Below are 20,320 nucleotides of genomic sequence, written 5' to 3'. Positions count from 1 at the left end.
CCTACGCCCGGTGGTGTTCGGGAGGCGTGCCCCGCCGTCCGGTGGCGTTCGGGAGGCGTGTACCGCGGAGCGTCCGGTGGTGTTCGGGAGGCGAACCCCGGTCCGCCCGGAAGCGGTAGATTGCGGCGTTATGGAGATCACGCCGCGCAATCCTGTCGAGGGTGTCTACCCGGCGACCGACGACTACGTTCACGCCATGGAGGTCCGGGGCGCGCAGCGGTTGCTGTACGTCTCGGGCACCATGGGTCTCGACCCCCAGGGAGTGCCGGGGGCCACGCTCGAAGACCAGCTGGAGCTGGTCTGGTCGAACATCCGGGCGATCCTCGCCTCGGCCGACATGACCGTCGACAACATCGTCCGGCTCACCAGCTACCTGCGCGACCCCGCCTACGCGGAGGCCAACGCCAAGGCCAGGGTGGCGGCGCTCGGTGGTCGTGCCGTGCCGACGACCGCGATCGTGGCCCAGACGCTGTTCAGCGAGTGGCTGGTGGAGATCGAGGTCGTCGCCGCGGCCTGAGCGGGGGAGCGGGTCCCCCCGGTCTACGGGCGGCCTCGGTCTATGGGTGGCCCCGGCCCGCGGGCGGACAGGGCCTGTCGACCGGTCGCCCCGGTCTGCGGACCGGTCGCCCCGGTCTGCGGACAGGGCCCGTCGACCGGTGGCCCAGGTCGGCGGACGGCCGGGGTCAGCGGTCGAACCAGGTCCTCGCGGACGAGGGAAGCAGGAGGAGGCCCACCACCACGACGGGCATGATCAGGTGCGGGTTGGCCAGAGACAGCATCCCGAAATCCGATTCCGAGAGCGTCCTCAGCCCCGCGGCGGCGAACGCCACGGCCTCCAGCGCGACGAGCAGGACGAGGACGCGCCGCCCGCGGGTGGAGGCCTTGTTCGCCAGTCTCCAGCCGGAGATCCCCGCCACCAGCGCGACGGCGATCAGCACCCACGCGATCCACGGTGCGCCGCCTCCTGCCAGGGCCAGCGAACCCATGAGCACCGCGCCGACCACCGCCAGCGCCGCCTGGATCGTCACGAGCAGGCAGGCGACGTCGACGGGCCGCGGCATCCGTTCCTTCTGGTCCATGTGGAGATCATCAGAGATCTCACGGGGCGGGGCAATGCCGGCTGGTCCGCCTCCCCGCAGGGACGTCTGGGCGTGACGGTTGCGGGGCTCGGTGCCGCAGGTCGCGGGTGGCCAGGAAGAGGAGGGCCGCCCAGACCGCGCAGTAGCCGCCGAAGAGCGCGCCGCCCCGGTCGGTGAGGAGCGCGCCGCCGAGCATGCCCACCGCGCCGACCACCGCGACCGCCGTGCACGCCCAGTGGGGCAGCACCAGCAGCACAAGGCGTGACCTCCGCCCGCGAAGGGGGAGCCGCCCGGCGAGCAGGATGCCCACGACGACCAGCCCGGCGGCCGCGTTGGCCCACTGCGCCGCCGCCACCTCGCCCGGCCCGAACGATCGGTAGCTTTCGGGGGGGGACGTGCGGCCCGCCGGTGATTCCGAGCCGCCCCTCGAGCGCGAAGTGGATTTTGGACGCCACGTACAGGCAGGTCCACGCGATCGCCGCGTATGCGCTTCTCACATCACCGACTCTTCAGGCGGAGCGCCCTGATCGCCTCCCCTGTGCAGGGGAGGTGGCTCACCCGCCCAGGGGAATAAAGGGTACGGGGGTAGGGTTCTAGGCGGGGTTCAGAAGGAGGAGACATGAGACGTCTTGACCGTCTGGCACCCGAACAGGCGCCGGAGAAGTCGAAGGAACTGCTCGAAGGCATCCTGGGGCGACACGGCGGCGCCGGGGACATGGTCTCGACGATGGCCCACTCGCCCGCGCTGCTGCAGGGATATCTCGACCTCAACAGGGCGACGAAGCGCGTCAAGCTCCCACGGGCGCTCAGCGAGAAGCTGTCGCTGGCCGTACAGGAGTGGATCGGTTGCGCCTTGTGCCGGCAGGCGCACGCCGACGCGGCGCGCGCGGCGGGCCTCAGCGAGCTGGACATCACGCTCGCGCGTCAGGGGGCCTCGACCGACCCGCGCGAAGGGGCGCTGATCGCGGTGGCGGTGAGGCTGCTGGCCGAGCCCGCGTCGATCACCGACGCGGACGTGGCCGAGCTGCGCGACCTCGGATGGAGCGACCGTGTGATCGCGGACGTCGTCGGCCTGGTCACACTCAACTTCATGACAGGGGCGTTCAACCTCCTGGCCGGCCTCGAACCGCAGGCCAAGGCCGCCTGAGAGCCCCTACCAGCCGCTCGCGGGGGTCTACTGGCCGCCCGCGGCGGCCCGCCTCTCGGCCAGGGCCTCGCGGCGTTCCTGCGCCTTGGCGGCCTTCTCGTGCTTGAGCAGGGCGCGGACGCCCAGCAGGAAGGCGGTGGCCACGATCGCGGGCGGCGCGAGTGCCGAGAAGACCTCGAACATACAGATCACCGTTTGGGTCGGCGGACTAGGATCAGTCCAGGATATGACGCCGGTCCCTCGGTGCCTCCCCCCACCCTGTCCGAAATGCGGCTTCCGGCTGACCGGCGGGGCCAGGCCGAAGGCCGTCAGGCGGCAGGGGAGGAAGGCACCGTCAGGCCGTCGCCTCCGGTTCGTCCACCGTGAGCTCGCCGAAGAGCTCCAGCGCCGCCTGCCGTACCTCGGCGGGGTCGAGGCCGTCGAGCACGCTTCTGGCGTGCTCGGCGTCCCTGGTGGTCGCGAGCGTGATCGCGACCGAGTGGGCGGCGGTACGGCTGAGCGACCCGACGGGTGCGCTGTCGGCGAGTTCCTGGGCGCGGGCGGCCAGGTCGAGGTTGTCCGTCATAGTCCGCACGTTATAGACGAACACGACCGGTGACGTCCAGCTCCGCGAGATCCGCGATCACCATGTCGGCGCCCAGTTCCTTGAACGAGAGCCCGGCCCTGTCGACCGCGACGATCAGCCCGAACCCGCCCCTGCCCGCCGCCGCGATACCCGGCAGCGTGTCGCCGACCACGGCGACCTCGTCGGGCCTGAGGTCCAGGAGCTTGGCCGCCTCGTCGAACGAGGCGGGGCCCGGCTGGTCGTGCCGCCCGTCGACGACGACGTCGAACAGGTGCATCAGCCCCGCCGCGGTCACCACCTTGCGGCAGTGCACGCTCGCCGAGACCGCTCCCGTACGGCTGCCGCGACGTCGTAGCTCGCGCAGCAGCACGACGGCCGAGGGGAAGGCGGCCACGCCGTACCGCTCGATCTGCTCCACGAAGATCCGGTCCTTGGCCGCGCCGAGAGCCGCCACGTCCTCCTCCGAGGGGGCGAGCCCGCGCGAGCCGAGGAACGTGCGGACCCCGTCGAGGCGTGTGCGGCCGTCGACGTGGCGCAGGTAGTCCTCGCGGACGTCGAAAGGCTCCGAGCGCCCCCGCAGGTAGGGGTCGAAGACACTCTTCCACGCCGCGGCGTGCACCCTTGCCGTGTCGGTGACCACACCATCGGTGTCGAACACCACGGCCCTGATCCCGGTCAGATCGATCGCTGCCACATCTGCGACGCTACGCCTTGACACGCTGTCGGGGGAGAGCCATGTCTTGAACGTGAGAGTGCTGCTGGCCACGGTCGTGGTGATGACGCTCGGCGTGGTCGCCGTCGCCGTCGTCGCGCTGGTGATCCTTTTCTAGCCGGCTAGAACGCGACGGGCAGCTGCTTCAGGCCGTACACGATGGCCAGCTCCCTGAACGGGACCTCCTCGTACGGCACCGCGAGCCGCAGTCCGGGGAAGCGCCGCAGCAGCGCGGGGTAGGCGATGCGCATCTCCATCTGCGCCAGGGGAGCGCCGATGCAGCGGTGGATGCCGTGCCCGAAGGCCAGGTGGGAGGGAGCCTCCCGCATCGGCCTGACAGTGTCCATGTCGGAGCCGAGCGCCGGGTCGCGGTTGGCCGCGGCGAGCGAGCACAGCACCATCTCGCCCTTGGCGATCGGCTGTCCCGCCAGCTCCAGGTCCTCGCGCGCGAAACGGGGGAAGGCCACCTGCACGACGGTCATGTACCGGAGGAGCTCCTCCACCACCCTGGTGACGTGCTCGCCGCCCTCGCGGACCCTCGCCAGCTCGCCGGGGTTCTCCAGCAGCCACAGCGTGCCCAGCGCGAGCATGCTGGTGCTGGTGTCGTGGCCCCCGGTCAGCAGCCCGTCGGCGAATCCCGCCAGCTCCTTGTCGGAGATCTCGTCGCCGTGGTCGCGCACCAGCTGGCCCAGCAGGCCCTCACCCGGATTCTTGCGCTCTCTGACCGCCAGCTCGGTGAGGAAGGCCATCGACTCGTTGACCGCCGCCAGCGACGCCTCGGGGCCCGCGGAGAAGTCGAACCTGTCGGTACTCAGACGCAGGAAGTCGGATCGCTCCTCGTACGGCACGCCGAGGAGCTCGCACACCACCAGTGAGGGGATCGGCAGCGCGAACTCCTCCACCAGGTCGACCGGCGAGCCCTTGCGCTCCATGGTGTCCAGGCAGTCGTTCACGATCGCCTCGATCCGGGGCTCCAGCCTGCGCAGCCGCCGCATCGTGAACTCGGGCGTCAGGTAGCGCCGCAGCCTGGTGTGCTCGGGCGGGTCGCGGAAGCCGAGGCCGCCGGGGTCCTCCTGCGTGGCCCCCAGGCCGATCACGTTGCCGAAGTCGTTGCTGAAGCGTCCCGCGTCGCCGAGGACGGCCCGCACGTCCTCGTAGCGGGTGACCAGCCACACGGTCTGCCCGCCAGGGATCTGCATGGGGAAGACCGGCTGCTCCGTGCGGATACGGGCAAGCTCGGCGACCGGATCGAAACCCTCGCGCATGAACTGCACGAGCGGGAACTCGTTATCAGACACGACTCACAGCGTAGGGGTGGGTGTCGCCGGTTATGTGATCCCCTGGGATGAAATGCACCTCATTCCGAGGGGGGAAGATCGGCCGGCCCGCCATCCAGGGGCGGAGTCCGCAGGCGAGGGCGCGAAGTCCGGTTCGTCCTGTGAGATGGTTGCGAAATGGTCAGCCTGCGGCTGTCAACACCGCGGTTTGGCATACAGGAAGCCGACATTCTGCGATGATCTCGTCGATATACAGTCGGACATCGAGACTGACGGAAAGTGACTGATGCCTCTCTTCGAGCAAGCCGCCACTTTCGCGTCGGAGCACCCGGTCAGCGCGGTCTTCATCTGCCTGCTGGCCCTGATCGCCCTGGCGCTCGCCATCCTGGCCCTCCGCGTCGCCATCCGCGCAGGCACGCGCTTCTACCTGCAGGTGATAGCCCCCCGCCCGATCGAGGACATCCTCACCGTCGTCGCCGCCTCGATCGCCACGGGAGTGTCCGCGCAGGGCATGTGGCGCTTCTCCGGTGACGTGCTCGGCCTCGACGGGCCGCTCAGACTGCTGCTGTTCGCGTTCATCGAGGTCGCGATCGTCACCTCGGCCGTGCGGGCGCGGCGCAACATGCGGGAGAACTACTCCGCCGGCATCGACGGCATCGCCGTGTGGGCGCTCACCTGCCTGACGGCTGTGCTGTCCAGCCTGGACGCGCGCAGCCTCGCCGAGGCGGTCTTCCGACTGGCCGCGCCGCTGGTCGCCGCGTGGCTGTGGGAGCGCGGCATGGCGATCGAACGGCACCGCATCCGCGGCACCGGCCGCATCAACTGGCGCTTCACGCCCGAGCGGGTGCTGGTGCGGATGGGCATCGCCGAGGTGTCGGACCGTACGGCGAGCGAGGTCGACGCGCACCGCAGGCTCACCCGCGTGGCGCTGGCCGCGAAGAAGGCCCGCTCCCTGCGCGAGCAGGGCGCATCCGACCGCAAGCTGCGCGTCGCCATGGCCCGCCTCGACAGGGCGATGGACCAGGCGGTCGAGCACACAGGGCTGGCCGTCGACCCCGCGCGCCAGGAGGCGCTGCTGCAGCAGATCGCCGCCCTCTACAACACCGCCAAGCTCATCGACGCCGACCCCCGCGTGCCGTGGGCCGCCGAGACCGACCACCAGCCGGTGCCCGCCAGGCCCGCCCTGCCGCCGGCGCTGGCCCGCCTGGTGGAGGACGAGGACGAGGACGTCCAGGTGCTCGACACCACCCCGCAGGTCATGGACACCGCCCAGCGCGCCGCGCTGATGCGGGCCGCCAGGGAGTACTGGGACCGGCAGATCGCCAAGCGGATCGTGCCCCGCACGGTCGACATCGCGCAGGAGATCGGCATCTCGCTGGCGACCGCACGGGAGTACCGGGCGCTGTGGAAGCTCGAGCCGCAGGCCCACGCGCTCATCGAGGCGCTCTACCAGGAACACGGGATCGTGGACACCGGCACCTTCCCCATCATCGCGGACGGCGACCGTATCCTCACCGGGTGACCGACCCAGGGATGAGCCGCACCCTCGACCGGGTGCGGAAGCTGCTGGCCAAGGCCGAGGGCACCGACAACGAGCACGAGCGCGAGACGTTCATGGCGGCGGCGACGGCGCTCATGGCCAAGTACGGCATCGAGCGGGCCGCGCCCTCGGCGGCCCGCAGCACGCCCGCGAACAGGGTGGTCACGCTCGGCGACCCGTGGGCTCGGGAGAAGGCCAGGCTGGTGTACCTGGTGTCGGAGGCGGTGCGCTGCCGTCCCGTCCTGATCGGCAAGGGGGACGGCGGGCAGCGCGTGCACGTGTTCGGGTTCGCGTCGGACCTGGAGCGGGCGGACCTGCTGGCGACCTCGCTGCTGCTGCAGATGGCGTCGGGGGTGGCGAGGGTGCCGGTGCCCGCTGACCGGGTGCGGGCCTATCGGCGGTCGTGGATGCTGGGCTTCACCGACGAGGTGTACCGGCTTCTGGTGGCGGCGGAGTCACGGGCGGCGTCGGCGGGGGCGCCGGGGACCGAGCTGGTGCTGGCCGACAGGAAGGCGGAGGTGGAGCGGGCGGTGGCCGAGCTGTACCCGCGCATCAGGCGCAGCGTGCCGCGGATGAGCGGCACGGGCTATCGCGACGGGGTGGCCGCCGGACGCCGCGCCGACCTGGCCCGCACGGCCGTCCGCCCCGACGCCGGGCTCGCGCTGGACGGCTGAGCCCGGCCTCCCGCGGGAGGCCGGGTACGTGGAGGCGGGCCGGTGAGTGTCAGCCGAGCGCGGACGAGACGACCGCCCTGGCCTCCTCCTGGACCTGGGCGAGGTGGTCGGGGCCCTTGAAGGACTCCCCGTAGATCTTGTACACGTCCTCCGTGCCCGAGGGCCTGGCCGCGAACCACGCGTTCTCCGTGCACACCTTCACCCCGCCCAGCGGCGCCCCGTTGCCCGGCGCGCTGGTCAGCACAGCGGTGATCGGCTCGCCCGCCAGTGTGTCGGCGGTGATCTGCGACGCCGACAGCTTCGCCAGCACCGCCTTCTGCTCCCTGGTCGCGGGAGCGTCCACCCGGGCGTAGGCGGGCGAGCCGAACCGCGAGGTCAGCGAGGCGTAGTGGGCGCCGGGCGACGACCCCGTCACCGCCTGGATCTCCGAGGCCAGCAGCGCCAGGATGATCCCGTCCTTGTCGGTGCTCCACGGCGAGCCGTCGCGCCGCAGGAACGAGGCCCCCGCGCTCTCCTCGCCGCCGAACCCGAGCGACCCGTCCAGCAGCCCCGAGACGAACCACTTGAACCCGACGGGCACCTCGTACAGTTCCCGCCCGATGGAGGCCGCCACCCTGTCGATCATGCTGCTGCTGACGAGCGTCTTGCCGACGCCCGCCCCTGCCGGCCACGCGGGACGGTGACCGTACAGGTAGGAGATGGCCACGGCCAGGTAGTGGTTGGGGTTGAGCAGTCCGGCGTCGGGAGTGACGATGCCGTGCCTGTCGGCGTCGGCGTCGTTGCCGGTGGCGATGTCGTACGTCGACCGGTTGGCGATCAGCGACGCCATGGCGTAGGGCGACGAGCAGTCCATGCGGATCTTGCCGTCCCAGTCGAGCGTCATGAACCGCCACGTCGGGTCGACGAGCGGGTTGACGACCGTGAGGTCGAGGTCGTGCCTGGTGGCGATCTCGCCCCAGTAGGCCACGCTCGCCCCGCCGAGCGGGTCGGCGCCGATACGCACGCCCGCCGACCTGATCGCGTCGAGATCGATCACGCTGGGCAGGTCGTCGACGTAGGAGCCGAGGAAGTCGTAGCGCTCGCCGAGCGAGGGCCTGTAGGGCACCCGCCGCACCTCCTTCAGGCCGCCCGCGATGAGCGCGTTGGCGCGGTCCTGGATCCACGAGGTGGCGTCGGTGTCGGCGGGCCCGCCGTTGGGAGGGTTGTACTTGAAGCCGCCGTCGCGCGGCGGGTTGTGCGAGGGGGTGACCACGACGCCGTCGGAGCCCGGATGCGTCAGGATCGCGTGGGAGACGGCGGGGGTGGGCGTGTAGCCGTCGCGGCTGTCGACGAGCACGGTCACGTCGTTGGCGGCGAACACCTCCAGTGCCGACACCTTGGCGGGCTCGGACAGCGCGTGCGTGTCCGCGCCGAGGAACAGCGGCCCCGTGATCCCCTGTGCGGCGCGGTACTCCACGATCGCCTGGCTCGTGGCGAGGATGTGGTCCTCGTTGAAGGCCGTGTCGAGGGACGATCCGCGGTGTCCCGAGGTGCCGAAGGCGACGCGCTGCGAGACCTCGGAAGGGTCCGGGTGCAGCGCGTAGTAGGCGGTCACCAGGCGGGCCACGTCGATCAGGTCGGATGGCTGGGCGGGCTGTCCGGCGCGCTCATGCGTCATGAGATCCAGCGTACAGATCCGACTTGACGCAGACTAAACCTACCTGAATTATAGGAAATATGAGTCCTCGTCTTGCGAGCCTCGCGGTCGCGACGCTCTGCGCTCTGTCCGCCTGTGCGTCCCCCGCCGCGAAAGCGCAGCAGGGAGCCGTACTCAAGCTGAAGGATCCGGGCAACGCAGGCCCGCTGGCGTACGCCAAGAAGAACGGGATCCTGGAGAAGCGGCTGGCCGCCGTCGGCGCGTCGGTCGAGTGGGGCGGCACCTACGCCTCCTTCACCGCCACCGTCGACGCCGTCCGCTCGGGCTCGGTGAACGTGCTGGAGGGCGCGATCTCGCCCGCGCTCGGCTACCTGGCCAACGGCAGGGACATCAAGATCTTCTCGATCACCGACAGGGTCACCGACCCCGCCGCGCCCAGGACCGACGGGCTCGTGGTGCCGGCCGACAGCCCGGTCAAGGACGTCAAGGAGCTCGCCGGCAAGAAGATCGCGGTCAACAAGGGCGGGCGGGGGGAGTACCTGCTGCTGCTCGCGCTGGAGAAGGCCGGTCTGCGGCCCGACCAGGTGACCCGGATCTACCTCAACCCGGACCAGGCCGCCTCCGCCTTCGCCACCGGCAAGGTCGACGCCTGGTGGGCGATCGTGCGCGCCTACCCGGAGGTCGTGGCCAAGGGCGCCAGGGTCCTCGCGCACAGCAACGACCTGCCCGACCAGGACCTCAACATCCAGGCCGCACGCGTGGAGCTGCTCCAGAGCCACCCCGAGGTGGTGCGGGTCTACCTCGACGTGCTCGGCGAGCTCACGGCACAGGCCAAGAAGGAGCCGGAGAAGTTCCAGAACGTCTTCCTCACCCAGGGGCCCACCGCGCTGTCGGGCGCGCGGCTGCAGGAGGAGCTGGCCAAGGCCAGGTACGCCCTCCCGCCGCGCCCGGCCACCGCCGCCGACCTGTCCTACGTCAAGGACGTGGCAGGCGTCTTCCAGAAGTACGGCGTGCTGCCCGCCTCGGTGAACCCCGCCGACGTCGTCTTCGAGCAGAAGGCGGCCCGATGACGACCCTCACCAGGGCCGAGCCCGTGGAGGGGCTGGAGGAGCCGCGCTTCCTCGGCAGCAGACGGCGCCCGCCCGCCCTCGGCGCCGCCGTGAGGGCGTCGGTGCCGCTGGTCCTGCTGGCCGCCTGGTGGTACGGCGCGGCCCGCGGCGCCATCCCCTCCGACGTGCTGGCCGCCCCCGCCCAGGTGGCGGCCGCGCTCGGCGAGCTGACCCGGACGGGACAGCTGGCCGACTACCTGCTCGCCTCAGCCCACCGAGCAGGTCTCGGGGTCCTGCTCGGCGGCGGGCTCGGCCTGCTCCTCGGCGTGGTCGCGGGCCTGTCCGCGCTCGGCGAGGAGCTGGTCGACCCGACCATGCAGATGAAGCGCGCCGTCCCCTTCCTGGCGCTGGTGCCCCTGTTCATCTCGTGGTTCGGGGTGGAGGAGACGTTCAAGGTCGTGCTCGTCGCCGTGGCGACGGCCGGCCCGATGTACGCCTACACCTATCTCGGGGTGCGCGGGGTCGACCGCAAGGTGGTCGAGGCGGCCAGGGGCTTCGGGCTGAAGGGCCCTGGACTGGCGCTCGGCGTGATCGTCCCGACCGCGCTGCCGAGCATCCTCATGGCCCTGCGCGTCTCCCTGTCGGTCGCCCTCACGGGCCTCATCGCCGCCGAGCAGATCGGCGCCACCGAGGGCATCGGCTACCTGGTCACGCTCTCGCAGCAGTACTACCGCAACGACTACATGATCCTCTGCGTCGTGATCTACGCCGTGCTCGGCCTGGCGATCGACCTGGCCGTCCGCGGCGTCGAGAGGGTGAGCATGCCGTGGCGGCGGTGATCGTCCAGGGGCTCGGCAAGGCCTTCGGCCGCAAGACCGTCCTGAAGGACGTCGGCCTCGACCTCGCCCGTGGCGAGTTCTTCGCCCTGCTGGGCCCCAGCGGCACGGGCAAGACGACCCTGCTGCGCATCCTCGCGGGACTGGAACGGCCCGACACGGGCACGGTGCTCGCGCCGCGCCGCCGTACCACGGTCTATCAGGAGCCCAGGCTGGTGCAGGCCCGCAGGGTGCTGGCCAACGTGACGCTCGGCCTGCCGCGCTCGGCCCGCGAAGCGGGGCTCGCGGCGCTGGCCGAGGTGGGCCTCGACGGGTACGGCGACGCGTGGCCCGCCACGCTGTCCGGCGGGGAGGCGCAGCGCGTCGCCCTGGCCAGAGCCCTGGTCAGGGAGCCCGAGCTGCTCCTGCTCGACGAGCCCTTCGCCGCCCTCGACGCGCTGACCAGGCTGCAGATGCAGGACCTCGTCGCCGAGCTGTGCGCCCGCCACCGCCCCGCCGTCGTGCTCGTCACCCACGACGTGGACGAGGCGGTACGCCTGGCCGACCGCGTCGCCGTCCTGCGCGAGGGCGAGCTGGCCGTGGACCGCCGCATCGACCTTCCCCATCCGAGACAGCGCGACGACCCCGCCTTCCTCGCGCACCGCGCACTGTTCCTCTCCCACCTTGGAGTGCACGTATGAAGATCTGGTACACCCGCTGCCCGGTGCCGACGGCCTCCGGGCTGGCGCACAACCTGGGTTGGCTGGAGCAGGAGCTCGGCGAGGTCGGCATCCTGCAGGACGCGCCGCCCGAGATCGCCAGGCACCACTTCGACCACGACCTGCTCGGCCTGTTCCGCGAGGGCGGCAACGTCCCCGCGCTGGCCGCCCGCTCCGAGGGGGCGCGCACCAGGCTGATCGGCCTCACGTGGATCGAGGAGTGGCAGTCCGTCCTGGTCAGGCCGGAGTCGGGGATCAAGGACGCGGCCGGCCTGCGCGGCGCCAGGTTCGCCCTTCCCGCGTGGGCCGCGACCAGGGCGGAGAGCTTCCCCCGCGCGATGGCGCTGCACGGCGCGAAGGGCGCGCTGTCGCAGGCGCGGCTCACGCTCGACGACGTGAGCTTCGTGGACGTGGGAATCGCCGGGCCCGACGTGGGGCGCGGAGCGAGGAACGGGCCGTGGTCGTGGCCCGGTATCGAGGAGCTGGCCAGGGGCGAGGTGGACGCCGTCTACGTCAAGGGCGCCCGTGCCGCCGAGCAGGCCGCCCAGGTCGGCGCGGTCGTGGCGGTGGACCTCGACGCCCACCCGGACCCGCGCACCCGGGTGAACAACGGCACCCCCAGGCCCATCACGGTGCACGAGGACCTGCTCGCCGAACGCCCCGAGGCCGTCACGGGGTTCCTCGTCCAGACACTGCGCGCCGCCGACTGGGCGGCCACCAGCCTGGAGGAGGTGCGCACCATCCTCGGCAGGGAGACCCGCTCGGGCGCGCAGGGCGTGGCCACCGCCTACCGTGACGACTTCCATACCTCGCTGCACCCCGACCTGTCGGCCGAGCGCCTAGACCTGCTGCGCGTGCAGAAGGAGTTCCTGCGCCTGCACGGCTTCCTGGCCGCCGACGTCGACATCGACGCCTGGGCCGCCCACGGGCCGCTGGCCGCCGCGCGCGAGATCCTGGCGGGCGCGTGATGGCCGAGTTCTTCATCACGCTGCCCAGCCAGGGCCAGCGGCGCGGCGGCGACCACCTCCTGCAGGTGGGCAGGGCGGCGGAGCTGACCGGCTACACCGGCGCCTACGCCCCCTTCGATCCCGAGGGGGAGGAGTCGCTGGTCATCGCGGCGGGGCTGCTCAGGCAGTCCAGGTACCTGCGGCTGCTGGCCGGGTTCCACCCCGGCATCGCCACCCCGGTCTACGCCGCCAAGGTCGCCGCCTCCCTGCAGCGCTTCTCCGGCGACCGGCTCGACTGGCGGATCGACGTCGACCTCGACCCTGCGGTCGCCAGGGCGCACGGCGACTTCACCGAGGGCGCCGACCGCTACGCGCGGGCGGAGGAGTTCCTGACGATCGCCAAGGGAGTCTGGCACCAGCGCGAGTACACCCACGAGGGCCGCTTCTACCAGGTGCTGTCCGGCGGCTTCGCGCCGCCGCTGTCGGGGCGGGCCTTCCCGCGCGTCCACCTGTCGGGCACCTCGCCCGAGGCCCTCGCCCTGTCGGTACGGCACGCCGACGTCCACGTCTTCGACCACGGCGACGACCTGTCGCTCACGGCCGAGTTGCCGGGTCTCACCTACGGCGTGCGGCTGGCGGTCCACGCCAGGGAGACCGACGAGGAGGCGGCGCGCGACGGCTTTCCCGGCCTCGCCGGGTCCTACGAGCGGATCGCCCGCCACATCCGGGACTACATCGACCAGGGCGTCGAGGTCTTCTACCTGGAGGCCACGCCGTACCTGGAGGAGACCTACCGCCTGGGCGAGCACCTGCTTCCGCTGCTGGCGAGGGAGATCGCTCATGCCGGTTGACATCTACTGGCGCATCGGCACCCACGGCGACCAGCCGTCGCTGCGCCGCCGTACGCCCACCAGGGGAGACTGGGCGCCGCTCGCGCCCGGCAACCTCGCCCCGGGGACGCGCGACGACTACAGCTACGTCGAGCACATGGCGGACGTGGCGAGGGCCTCCGAGGGCGCGGGGTTCGCGGGCGGGCTGCTGCCGTCCTTCCCCAACACCGACGACCCGTGGGCGACGGCCGCCACGCTCGGCCGCGAGACCTCCACCTACCGGTTCATGATCGCTTTTCAGCCGGGGTTCCTGCACCCGGTGCAGGCGGCGCGGATGACCGCGACGCTGCAGCGCGCCACCGGCGGGCGGGTCGTCTACAACGTGATCTCCGGAGGTGGCGGGCCCGACCAGCTGTGGTGGGGCGACAAGGTGGACCACGACGACCGCTACGCGCGCACCTCGGAGTTCCTCGACGTGCTGAGGGGCGTGTGGGGCGAGCGGCCGTACTCCTTCCACGGGCGCTTCTACCGGGTCGAGGGCGGGCGGCTGCCTGCGCCGCTGCTCGGCCAGCCCTTTCCCGAGATCTACTTCTCCGGCTCCTCACCCGCCGCCATCGAGGCCGCGGGACGGCACGCCGACTACTACCTGTCCTGGCTGGAGCCGTTCCACGCCCTCGAGGAGAAGTTCGAGCGGGTGCGCGAGCGCAGCCTCACCCCGCCGAAGTTCGCGGTCCGCATCGACGTGCTGGCCCGCGAGACCGAGCAGGAGGCATGGGCCGAGATCGCGCAGGGCTGGGACAACATCGACCCCTCGGTGCTGCGCGGCGCCACGGGCGACTCGATCGGCTGGCAGCGCAGCCAGTCGTTCGTCACCGGGCCCGTCACCGGCCACCGTGACCTGGAGGTCACCCCCAACGTGTGGGGCGGCTTCCACCTGCTGCGCGGCGGGCCCGCCTTCGGGCTGGTCGGCAGCTACGCGCAGGTCGCCGAGCGGCTCGACGAGCTGACCGCGCTCGGCGTCGACTCCTTCATCCTGGCCGGCGTGCCTCACCTGGAAGAGGCCTACCGCGTCGGCGAGAACGTGCTCCCCCTCATGAAAGGACTCTCCTGATGACCGTCCGCGTCGGATACTTCCCCTCCAACAACTCCCTCTGGGTGCTGCGCCACCGCGGCATCCTGGAGAAGAGCCTGCCTGAGGTCGAGTGGGTCGACCTCAGGGACCTGCCCGCGGGTGAACGCCCCTCGCCCACCGAGGGGCTGCCCTCACTCCACGGCGACCACCTGTTCGACGGCGGCTACGACTTCATCGGCACGGGATCGACGCCGCCGGTCACCGCCCAGGGCAAAGGCCACGACATCGTCTACGTCGGCGTCTCGGGCTCCCGTCACGAGAACGGCCGCCTGGTGACCAGGGCCGACTCCGACGTCAGGACGGTCGCCGACCTCAAGGGCAGGAAGGTGGCGCTCGGGCACGGCTCATGGCAGACGACCCTGCTGCTGTTCGCCCTCGACGACGCGGGGCTCGCCTGGAGCGACATCGTCCCCGTCGACGCGGGAGTCGACGCCGCGCGGCTCCTGCTCGACGGCGAGGTGGACGCGTGGGTCGGCTCCTACCCCTCGCTGAGCAAGGTCGAGGACAGGACCAGGACGCTCGTGGAGACCGACGGCCTGTTCAGCCACCGCTCGCTCTGGTTCACCCGCCGCGACTTCGCCACCGAGCGCCCCGACGCGGTCAGGGCCATCGTCGCCGCGCTCAAGGAGTCCGACGCCTGGATCGCCGAGCACCCCCGCGAGGCCGCCGAGCTGTTCGCGGCCGACGGCGGCGGCAGCGTCGACGACTGGGAGAACGCTCTGCGCAGACGCCCCTTCGGCGTGGAGGAGGTCACTCCCGAGTTCGTCGCCGAGCAGCAGCGCGCCGCCGACCTGTTCCACGCCGCCGGCCTGATCGACAGGAAGATCACCGTGGCGGACGCGGTGATCAGGATCTAGTGGGGCTAGACTCGCCGCATCCTGATGAGAACGGAGTTCGGTTGCGATGCGAGTCGGACTGTTCCTCAACGACCCCAAGGGTGCTGACCCCATCGCCGAGCTGCGGGAGTCGATCGCCCGAGCCGCCGGCGACGGATTCGCCTCCGCCTGGCTGTCCAACATCTTCGGCCTCGACGCGATCACCACGCTGGCCGTGGCGGGCGGCCAGGTGCCCGGCATCGAGCTCGGCACCGCGGTCGTCCCGACCTATCCGCGCCACCCCGCGGCACTGGCCCAGCAGGCGCTGACCGCCAACCTCGCCCTCGGCGGCAGGCTCGCCCTCGGCATCGGCGTGTCGCACCAGGTCGTCATCGAGCACATGTTCGGCTACAGCTTCGAGCGGCCGGCCAGGCACATGAAGGAGTATCTGGACATCCTGCTGCCGCTGGCGCGCGGCGAGAAGGCGAAGGTCAAGGGCGAGACCCTGCAGGCCGACATCAGGCTGAACATCCCCGGCGCGGGCATGCCGGTGCTGATCGCCGCCCTCGCGCCCCGCATGCTCGAACTGGCGGGCTCGATGGCCGACGGCACCGTGCTCTGGATGACCGGGCCCAGGACCGTCGAGGAGCACGTCGTGCCCGCCATCACGCGGGCCGCCGAGCGGGCGGGCAGGCCCGCCCCCCGCGTGGTGTGCGCGCTGCCCGTCTGCGTCACCGACGACCCCGAAGGGGCCAGGGCGCGCGCCGCCGAGGTCTTCTCGGCGTACGGCCGGCTGCCGTCCTACCGGGCGATGCTCGACAAGGAGGGCGCGGCCGACCCCGGCGACGTGGCGATCGTCGGCGACGAGGCCGCGGTGCGCGCCCAGATCGAGGCGCTGGACGGGATCGGGGTCACCGACTTCGTGGCGGCCGAGTTCTCCTCGTGGGAGCGCACCAGAAACCTCCTCAAGACCCTCCTCTGAGGCCCGTCCTGCACGACACGCACCCCGGGCCTACGGCAGGACCCGCCCCGCCCTGTGGCGATCGGGGCCGCGGGTCAGCGCTTGCGCTGGGTCAGGCTGAACCAGTTGCCTGAGTTGTCGCGGAAGACCGCCTCGATCCCGTAGGGGCGGTCGGCCGGCGGCTGGACGAACTCCACGCCCTTGGCCGACAGCTCCTCGTAGCTCTTGTGGCAGTCGTCAGTGGCCATGACCCCGGGGCCCAGCGCCCCCTTGGCGATCACCGACCGCAGTTGTCCCGCCGTCTCCTCGTCGAAGTGCGGCGCGCCGATGGCCGACAGGATGATCGTCGCTTCCGGATGATCCTTCGGAGCCACCACCAGCCAGCGGTAGTCGCCGAGGCTGACATCCTCGCGCACCTCGAAACCCAGCTTCTCGGTGTAGAACGCCTTCGCCTCATCCTGGTCGAGGACGTAGACGCAGGTGTGCGACAGTCCAGTGATCATGATGTTCCTCCTCCTCGTCCGTCTCCTCCGACCGTAGGAGAACGGCTCGAAGGACCGCTTCTCCCAGATTGCTCGAACGGCGGACGGGTGCACATCAGCACGAAGCAGCCGGGGATCGGGGGAGGGCCGCCCTGCCGTACGGACTCCTCCCTGAAGGCGCTCGGCGACATGCCGACCATGGCGGTGAAGCGGGAGCTGAAGGACCCCAGACTGGAGAAGCCGACCAGGACGCAGATCTCGGTGACGTTGAGGTTCGTGGCGCGCAGCAGGTCCTTGGCCCGTTCGATGCGGCGCGAGGTCAGGTAGCGCGCGGGCGTCTCGCCGTACACGTGCTTGAAGGAGCGGGCGAAGTGATGGCGCGAGCAGCCTGCGGCGCCGGCCAGGGCCTCGAGGTCGAGCGGCTCGGCGTAGTGGCGGTCGGCCAGGTCGCGGGCGCGCCGCAGGTGAGGAAGCAGGTCAGGGGCCGTCATGGGCGAAGCCTACGTAGTTCTCCGCCAGCGTGGTCGCCGCCGCCTTCGACGAGACGACGTACTCCAGGTGGGACAGCTGCAACCTCCTGGCGAAGGCGTCGGCTGAGTGGTCGGTGTGCAGGAGCGTGGTCATCCAGTAGGAGAAGTGCTCGGCCCGCCACACGCGCCTGAGCCTGGCGGAGGAGTAGCCGTCGAGCAGCGCCGAGGAGCCCCCCTCGTAGCGGGCGGCGATCGCGGAGGCGAGCGCGGTCACGTCGGACACCGCGAGGTTGAGCCCCTTGGCGCCGGTCGGCGGCACGATGTGCGCGGCGTCACCGGCCAGGAACAGGTTGTCGTGCCGCATCGGCTCGGTGACGAAGCTGCGCATCGGCGTGATCGCCTTCTCCCTGATCGGGCCGTCCTTCAGCGTCCACCCGTCGCGGGTGGCGAACCTGGTGCGCAGCTCGCTCCAGATGCGCTCGTCGGGCCACGCGGCCAGTTCCTCGTCGGGCGAGACCTGGAGGTAGAGACGGCTGACCTCGGGCGAACGCAGGCTGTGCAGGGCGAAGCCGCGGTCGTGGTGGCAGTAGACGAGCTCCTCGGTCGAGGGCGGCACGTCGGCCAGCACCCCGAGCCACGCGAACGGGTAGTCGCGCTCGAACACCTTCGCCCGGGGCACGGCGGCGCGCGAGACCCCGTGGAAGCCGTCGCAGCCGGCGACCAGGTCGCAGTCGAGCGTCCTCAGCACGCCGTTCTCGCGGTAGGTGACGCGCGGCGAGGCGGGATCGACCTCGAGGACCTCCGCCTCGAACCTGATCCTGCCCTCGGGCGACAGCGCGATGAGATCCTTCACGATCTCGGTCTGCGCGTAGATCGTGACCGTCCTGCCACCGGTCAGCTCGCTCAGCGCGATCCGGTGGCCGGCCCCGCCGAAGCGCAGCTCCAGACCGTGGTGGGTGAGCCCCTCGCGGTCCAGCCGCTCGCCCGCGCCGGCGGCCCGCAGCACGTCCACCGTGCCCTGTTCCAGCATCCCCGCCCGCTGGCGCCGCTCGCAGTGGGCGCGGTCACGGCTCTCCAGCACCACCGCGTCGATGCCGCGCCGTTCGAGCAGATGGGAGAGCAGGAGACCCGCGGGTCCCGCGCCGATGATCGCTACCTGGGTACGCATGCCCTGATCCTCATGGTCGGCCCCCGAGGCTCGGCCGCCGGTCTTCCGGTCAGCGGAACCATTCCATCAGTAGTGGCCGCTGACATCCCGCGACAGCGCCCGCGCGCTGGTCACCAGCGTGGGCACCACCGCCCGCAGGTCGGCGCGCGGCCTGGTGACGATCGACAGCGCGGCGACCACCTGCCCGTCGGCGCCGCGCACCGGGGCCGCCACCGAGCAGGTGCCCAGCGTCATCTCCTCGCGCGTCACCGCCACACCCGTCCTGCGCACCTCGGCGAGGGCGGCGCGCAGCCGGTCGGGATCGGTCACCGTGTGCCTGGTCAGTGCGCTCAGACCGGCGGAGACCACCTCGTCCGTCACCTGCTCGGGCGCGAAGGCCAGCAGCACCCTGCCCACCCCGGTGGCGTGCAGGGGAAGCTCACCGCCGACCCTGCTGACGGTGGGCACCGAGGCGGGTCCCCGCAGCCGTTCGAGATACAGCGCCTTCAGCCCGCGCCGCACGGCCAGCTGCACGTTGGCGCGCGTGACCTCGTACAGGTCCTCCATGTACGGCAGCGCCAGCTCGCGCAGGTCCGCCGCGGCCGCCGCCTGGGCGCCGATCCGCCACAGCCTGATGCCGACCCGGTAGGCGCCGTCGGGCAGCCGCTCGACGAAGCCGCCCCTGCTCAGCTCTCCCACCAGCCGGTGCCCCGTCGCCAGGGGCAGGTCCGCCCTGCGGCAGATCTCGGTCAGCGTGAGCCGTACCTCGCCCTGGGAGAAGGCGTCCAGGATCGCCATCACTTTTCCTGCGACGCTAACGGGCGGCATGTCCGGATATTAACCCTCAGTCAGCACCTCGGGCTCGGTGGCCGCGCGCACCTCCTCCACGCTCACGCCGGGCGCGGTCTCCACCAGCCTGAGCCCGTCCGGGGTCACGTCCAGCACGGCCAGATCGGTGATGATCCGGTGCACGCACGCCGCCCCCGTCAGAGGTAGCGAGCACTCCTTGACGATCTTCGGCGAGCCGTCGCGGGCGAGATGCTCCATGACCACGATCACCCTGCGCGCACCGTGGACCAGGTCCATCGCGCCGCCCATCCCCTTGATCAGCTTGCCGGGCACCGACCAGTTGGCCAGATCGCCACGGGCCGAGACCTGCATCCCGCCGAGCACCGCGACGTCGATGTGGCCGCCGCGGATCATCCCGAACGACAGCGAGGAGTCGAAGAACGAGGCCCCCGGCAGGACGGTGACCGTCTCCTTGCCCGCGTTGATCAGGTCGGGGTCCACCTCGTCCTCGAGCGGGTAGGGGCCCACGCCCAGCACCCCGTTCTCCGAATGGACGACCACGTGCACGTCGGGCGGGATGAAGGCGGGAATCAGCGTCGGCAGCCCGATGCCGAGGTTGACGTAGGCGCCGTCGGTGAGCTCGGCCGCCGCCCTGGCCGCGATCTGCTCTCTGGACCAGGCCATCAGGCGCGCACCGTCCTCTTCTCCACGTGCTTGTCTGCCGCCTGCTCGGGCGTCAGCGCGACCACCTTCTGCACGAACACGCCGGGCAGGTGCACCTCGTCGGGTTGGAGCTCGCACAGCTCCTCCACCTCCGCGATCGTCACCCTGCCCGCCATCGCCGCCAGCGGGTTGAAGTTGCGCGCGCTCCTGTCGAAGACCAGGTTGCCGTGGACGTCGCCCTTGGCCGCTCTGACCAGCGCGAAGTCCGTTCTGATCGACTCCTCCAGCACGTACGGCACGCCGCCGAACTCCCGCACCTCCTTGGCGGGCGAGGCCACGGCCACGCTCCCGTCGGCGGCGTAGCGCCACGGCAGCCCGCCCTCGGCCACCAGCGTCCCGACCCCGGCGGGCGTGTAGAAGGCGGGGATCCCGCTGCCACCAGCCCTGAGCCGCTCGGCCAGCGTGCCCTGCGGTACCAGCTCCACCTCGATCTCGCCGCTCAGATAGCGCTTGGCCAGCTCCTTGTTCTCGCCGATGTAGGAGCCCGTCGCCCGCGCGATCCTTCCCGCCGCCAGCAACAGCCCCAGCCCTCGCTCGTCGACACCGCAGTTGTTCGACACCACGTGGAGCCCGCCCGTGCCCTGCCGGTGCAGCGCGGCGATCAGCACCGACGGCACGCCGCACAGCCCGAAACCGCCCACGGCCAGCGACGACCCCTCACCGATGCCGGCGACCGCCTCCGCCGCCGACCCGACCAACTTCCCGACCTTCATGGCGCTCACCGTTCCAGCCGACGCCGACAACACCACTGTGTCCTTCCGGTGAGCGGAAGCCCAGGCAATCCTCAGGTCCGCTTGTTAACGTCCAACCG

25 protein-coding genes are annotated in these 20,320 nt (G+C 71.4%); 12 read left to right on the top strand and 13 right to left on the bottom strand.

The genetic code is table 11. The annotated features are described in order from the left end of the window. Positions 1 to 130 precede the first annotated feature (130 nt). Complete coding sequence (locus ACFSKW_RS10625; RefSeq protein WP_379571739.1) at positions 131 to 517, top strand: RidA family protein; 387 nt, start codon at positions 131 to 133, stop codon at positions 515 to 517. Positions 518 to 683: 166 nt separating this feature from the next. Here the strand turns inward: ACFSKW_RS10625 and ACFSKW_RS10620 are convergent, their stop codons facing one another. Together ACFSKW_RS10620 and ACFSKW_RS10615 are read right to left on the bottom strand one after the other, a co-directional pair. Beyond that, positions 684 to 1,079, bottom strand: a complete 396-nt coding sequence (locus ACFSKW_RS10620; RefSeq protein ID WP_379571737.1) for a hypothetical protein — start codon at positions 1,077 to 1,079, stop codon at positions 684 to 686. A gap of 19 nt (positions 1,080 to 1,098) precedes the next feature. Then, complete coding sequence (locus ACFSKW_RS10615; RefSeq protein WP_379571735.1) at positions 1,099 to 1,434, bottom strand: hypothetical protein; 336 nt, start codon at positions 1,432 to 1,434, stop codon at positions 1,099 to 1,101. 264 nt (positions 1,435 to 1,698) lie between these two features. Between ACFSKW_RS10615 and ACFSKW_RS10610 the strand changes: the two genes are divergently transcribed. Continuing rightward, positions 1,699 to 2,226: a carboxymuconolactone decarboxylase family protein gene (locus ACFSKW_RS10610; protein ID WP_379571733.1), complete on the top strand. Its 528-nt coding sequence runs from the start codon at positions 1,699 to 1,701 to the stop codon at positions 2,224 to 2,226. Positions 2,227 to 2,253: 27 nt separating this feature from the next. Here the strand turns inward: ACFSKW_RS10610 and ACFSKW_RS10605 are convergent, their stop codons facing one another. The 4 genes from ACFSKW_RS10605 to ACFSKW_RS10590 all read right to left on the bottom strand — a co-directional run bounded on the left by ACFSKW_RS10605 (position 2,254) and on the right by ACFSKW_RS10590 (position 4,801). Then, positions 2,254 to 2,409 (bottom strand): hypothetical protein, encoded by a 156-nt coding sequence (locus ACFSKW_RS10605; protein ID WP_379571731.1) that lies wholly within the window; start codon positions 2,407 to 2,409, stop codon positions 2,254 to 2,256. Between the two features lie 151 nt (positions 2,410 to 2,560). Beyond that, entirely contained in the window at positions 2,561 to 2,791 is a 231-nt protein-coding gene (locus ACFSKW_RS10600; protein ID WP_379571729.1) for a hypothetical protein, read from the bottom strand. 10 nt (positions 2,792 to 2,801) lie between these two features. Further along, positions 2,802 to 3,485 carry an HAD family hydrolase gene (locus ACFSKW_RS10595; RefSeq protein WP_379571727.1) on the bottom strand — a complete coding sequence of 228 codons (684 nt, stop codon included), beginning with the start codon at positions 3,483 to 3,485 and terminating at the stop codon, positions 2,802 to 2,804. Positions 3,486 to 3,625: 140 nt separating this feature from the next. Further along, entirely contained in the window at positions 3,626 to 4,801 is a 1,176-nt protein-coding gene (locus ACFSKW_RS10590) for a cytochrome P450 (protein WP_379571725.1), read from the bottom strand. Between the two features lie 265 nt (positions 4,802 to 5,066). On the opposite strand from ACFSKW_RS10590, the gene ACFSKW_RS10585 reads away from it, so the two are divergent. Together ACFSKW_RS10585 and ACFSKW_RS10580 are read left to right on the top strand one after the other, a co-directional pair. Then, positions 5,067 to 6,302, top strand: a complete 1,236-nt coding sequence (locus ACFSKW_RS10585) for a hypothetical protein (RefSeq protein WP_379571723.1) — start codon at positions 5,067 to 5,069, stop codon at positions 6,300 to 6,302. Further along, positions 6,299 to 6,994, top strand: a complete 696-nt coding sequence (locus ACFSKW_RS10580) for a DUF2786 domain-containing protein (protein ID WP_379571721.1) — start codon at positions 6,299 to 6,301, stop codon at positions 6,992 to 6,994. Before ACFSKW_RS10585 ends, ACFSKW_RS10580 begins: the two co-directional genes overlap by 4 nt. 49 nt (positions 6,995 to 7,043) lie before the next feature. Here ACFSKW_RS10580 and pgm read toward each other — a convergent pair whose 3' ends face one another. Then, positions 7,044 to 8,651 (bottom strand): phosphoglucomutase (alpha-D-glucose-1,6-bisphosphate-dependent), encoded by a 1,608-nt coding sequence (gene pgm, locus ACFSKW_RS10575; RefSeq protein ID WP_379571719.1) that lies wholly within the window; start codon positions 8,649 to 8,651, stop codon positions 7,044 to 7,046. A 59-nt stretch (positions 8,652 to 8,710) separates the two neighbouring features. Here pgm and ACFSKW_RS10570 point away from each other — a divergent pair, with 59 nt between their 5' ends. From ACFSKW_RS10570 to ACFSKW_RS10535, 8 genes are read left to right on the top strand one after another with little or no spacing between them, the layout of a single operon-like run. Then, positions 8,711 to 9,700 carry an ABC transporter substrate-binding protein gene (locus ACFSKW_RS10570; protein WP_379571717.1) on the top strand — a complete coding sequence of 330 codons (990 nt, stop codon included), beginning with the start codon at positions 8,711 to 8,713 and terminating at the stop codon, positions 9,698 to 9,700. Further along, on the top strand, positions 9,697 to 10,518 hold the full coding sequence (locus ACFSKW_RS10565) for an ABC transporter permease (RefSeq protein ID WP_379571715.1): 822 nt from the start codon (positions 9,697 to 9,699) through the stop codon (positions 10,516 to 10,518). Before ACFSKW_RS10570 ends, ACFSKW_RS10565 begins: the two co-directional genes overlap by 4 nt. Next, a complete protein-coding gene (locus tag ACFSKW_RS10560) occupies positions 10,506 to 11,195 on the top strand; it encodes an ABC transporter ATP-binding protein (protein ID WP_379571713.1) in 690 nt (229 codons plus the stop codon). The genes ACFSKW_RS10565 and ACFSKW_RS10560 overlap by 13 nt, the downstream gene beginning before the upstream one ends. Beyond that, positions 11,192 to 12,181, top strand: a complete 990-nt coding sequence (locus tag ACFSKW_RS10555; RefSeq protein ID WP_379571711.1) for an ABC transporter substrate-binding protein — start codon at positions 11,192 to 11,194, stop codon at positions 12,179 to 12,181. The genes ACFSKW_RS10560 and ACFSKW_RS10555 overlap by 4 nt, the downstream gene beginning before the upstream one ends. Next, complete coding sequence (locus ACFSKW_RS10550; protein WP_379572099.1) at positions 12,181 to 13,011, top strand: LLM class flavin-dependent oxidoreductase; 831 nt, start codon at positions 12,181 to 12,183, stop codon at positions 13,009 to 13,011. The genes ACFSKW_RS10555 and ACFSKW_RS10550 overlap by 1 nt, the downstream gene beginning before the upstream one ends. After that, a complete protein-coding gene (locus ACFSKW_RS10545; RefSeq protein WP_379571710.1) occupies positions 13,001 to 14,101 on the top strand; it encodes an LLM class flavin-dependent oxidoreductase in 1,101 nt (366 codons plus the stop codon). The genes ACFSKW_RS10550 and ACFSKW_RS10545 overlap by 11 nt, the downstream gene beginning before the upstream one ends. Beyond that, positions 14,101 to 14,979, top strand: coding sequence for an ABC transporter substrate-binding protein (locus tag ACFSKW_RS10540; RefSeq protein WP_379571708.1), 879 nt, complete (start codon positions 14,101 to 14,103; stop codon positions 14,977 to 14,979). Before ACFSKW_RS10545 ends, ACFSKW_RS10540 begins: the two co-directional genes overlap by 1 nt. A gap of 46 nt (positions 14,980 to 15,025) precedes the next feature. Further along, positions 15,026 to 15,919 carry a TIGR03564 family F420-dependent LLM class oxidoreductase gene (locus ACFSKW_RS10535; protein ID WP_379571706.1) on the top strand — a complete coding sequence of 298 codons (894 nt, stop codon included), beginning with the start codon at positions 15,026 to 15,028 and terminating at the stop codon, positions 15,917 to 15,919. A gap of 74 nt (positions 15,920 to 15,993) precedes the next feature. Here the strand turns inward: ACFSKW_RS10535 and ACFSKW_RS10530 are convergent, their stop codons facing one another. From ACFSKW_RS10530 to ACFSKW_RS10505, 6 genes are all read right to left on the bottom strand, one after another. Continuing rightward, entirely contained in the window at positions 15,994 to 16,401 is a 408-nt protein-coding gene (locus tag ACFSKW_RS10530) for a VOC family protein (protein WP_379571704.1), read from the bottom strand. After that, on the bottom strand, positions 16,398 to 16,871 hold the full coding sequence (locus ACFSKW_RS10525) for a helix-turn-helix domain-containing protein (RefSeq protein ID WP_379571702.1): 474 nt from the start codon (positions 16,869 to 16,871) through the stop codon (positions 16,398 to 16,400). Before ACFSKW_RS10525 ends, ACFSKW_RS10530 begins: the two co-directional genes overlap by 4 nt. Further along, complete coding sequence (locus ACFSKW_RS10520; RefSeq protein ID WP_379571700.1) at positions 16,858 to 18,018, bottom strand: 4-hydroxybenzoate 3-monooxygenase; 1,161 nt, start codon at positions 18,016 to 18,018, stop codon at positions 16,858 to 16,860. The genes ACFSKW_RS10525 and ACFSKW_RS10520 overlap by 14 nt, the downstream gene beginning before the upstream one ends. Before the next feature lie 66 nt (positions 18,019 to 18,084). Beyond that, positions 18,085 to 18,825 carry an IclR family transcriptional regulator gene (locus ACFSKW_RS10515; protein WP_379571698.1) on the bottom strand — a complete coding sequence of 247 codons (741 nt, stop codon included), beginning with the start codon at positions 18,823 to 18,825 and terminating at the stop codon, positions 18,085 to 18,087. A 9-nt stretch (positions 18,826 to 18,834) separates the two neighbouring features. After that, positions 18,835 to 19,470: a CoA transferase subunit B gene (locus ACFSKW_RS10510; RefSeq protein WP_379571696.1), complete on the bottom strand. Its 636-nt coding sequence runs from the start codon at positions 19,468 to 19,470 to the stop codon at positions 18,835 to 18,837. After that, positions 19,470 to 20,222: a CoA transferase subunit A gene (locus tag ACFSKW_RS10505; protein ID WP_379571694.1), complete on the bottom strand. Its 753-nt coding sequence runs from the start codon at positions 20,220 to 20,222 to the stop codon at positions 19,470 to 19,472. Before ACFSKW_RS10505 ends, ACFSKW_RS10510 begins: the two co-directional genes overlap by 1 nt. Positions 20,223 to 20,320 lie beyond the last annotated feature (98 nt).

It is taken from the genome of Nonomuraea mangrovi, assembly GCF_042681425.1.
Taxonomy (GTDB): domain Bacteria; phylum Actinomycetota; class Actinomycetes; order Streptosporangiales; family Streptosporangiaceae; genus Nonomuraea; species Nonomuraea mangrovi.
This window is presented reverse-complemented; position numbering and strand designations above follow the sequence as displayed.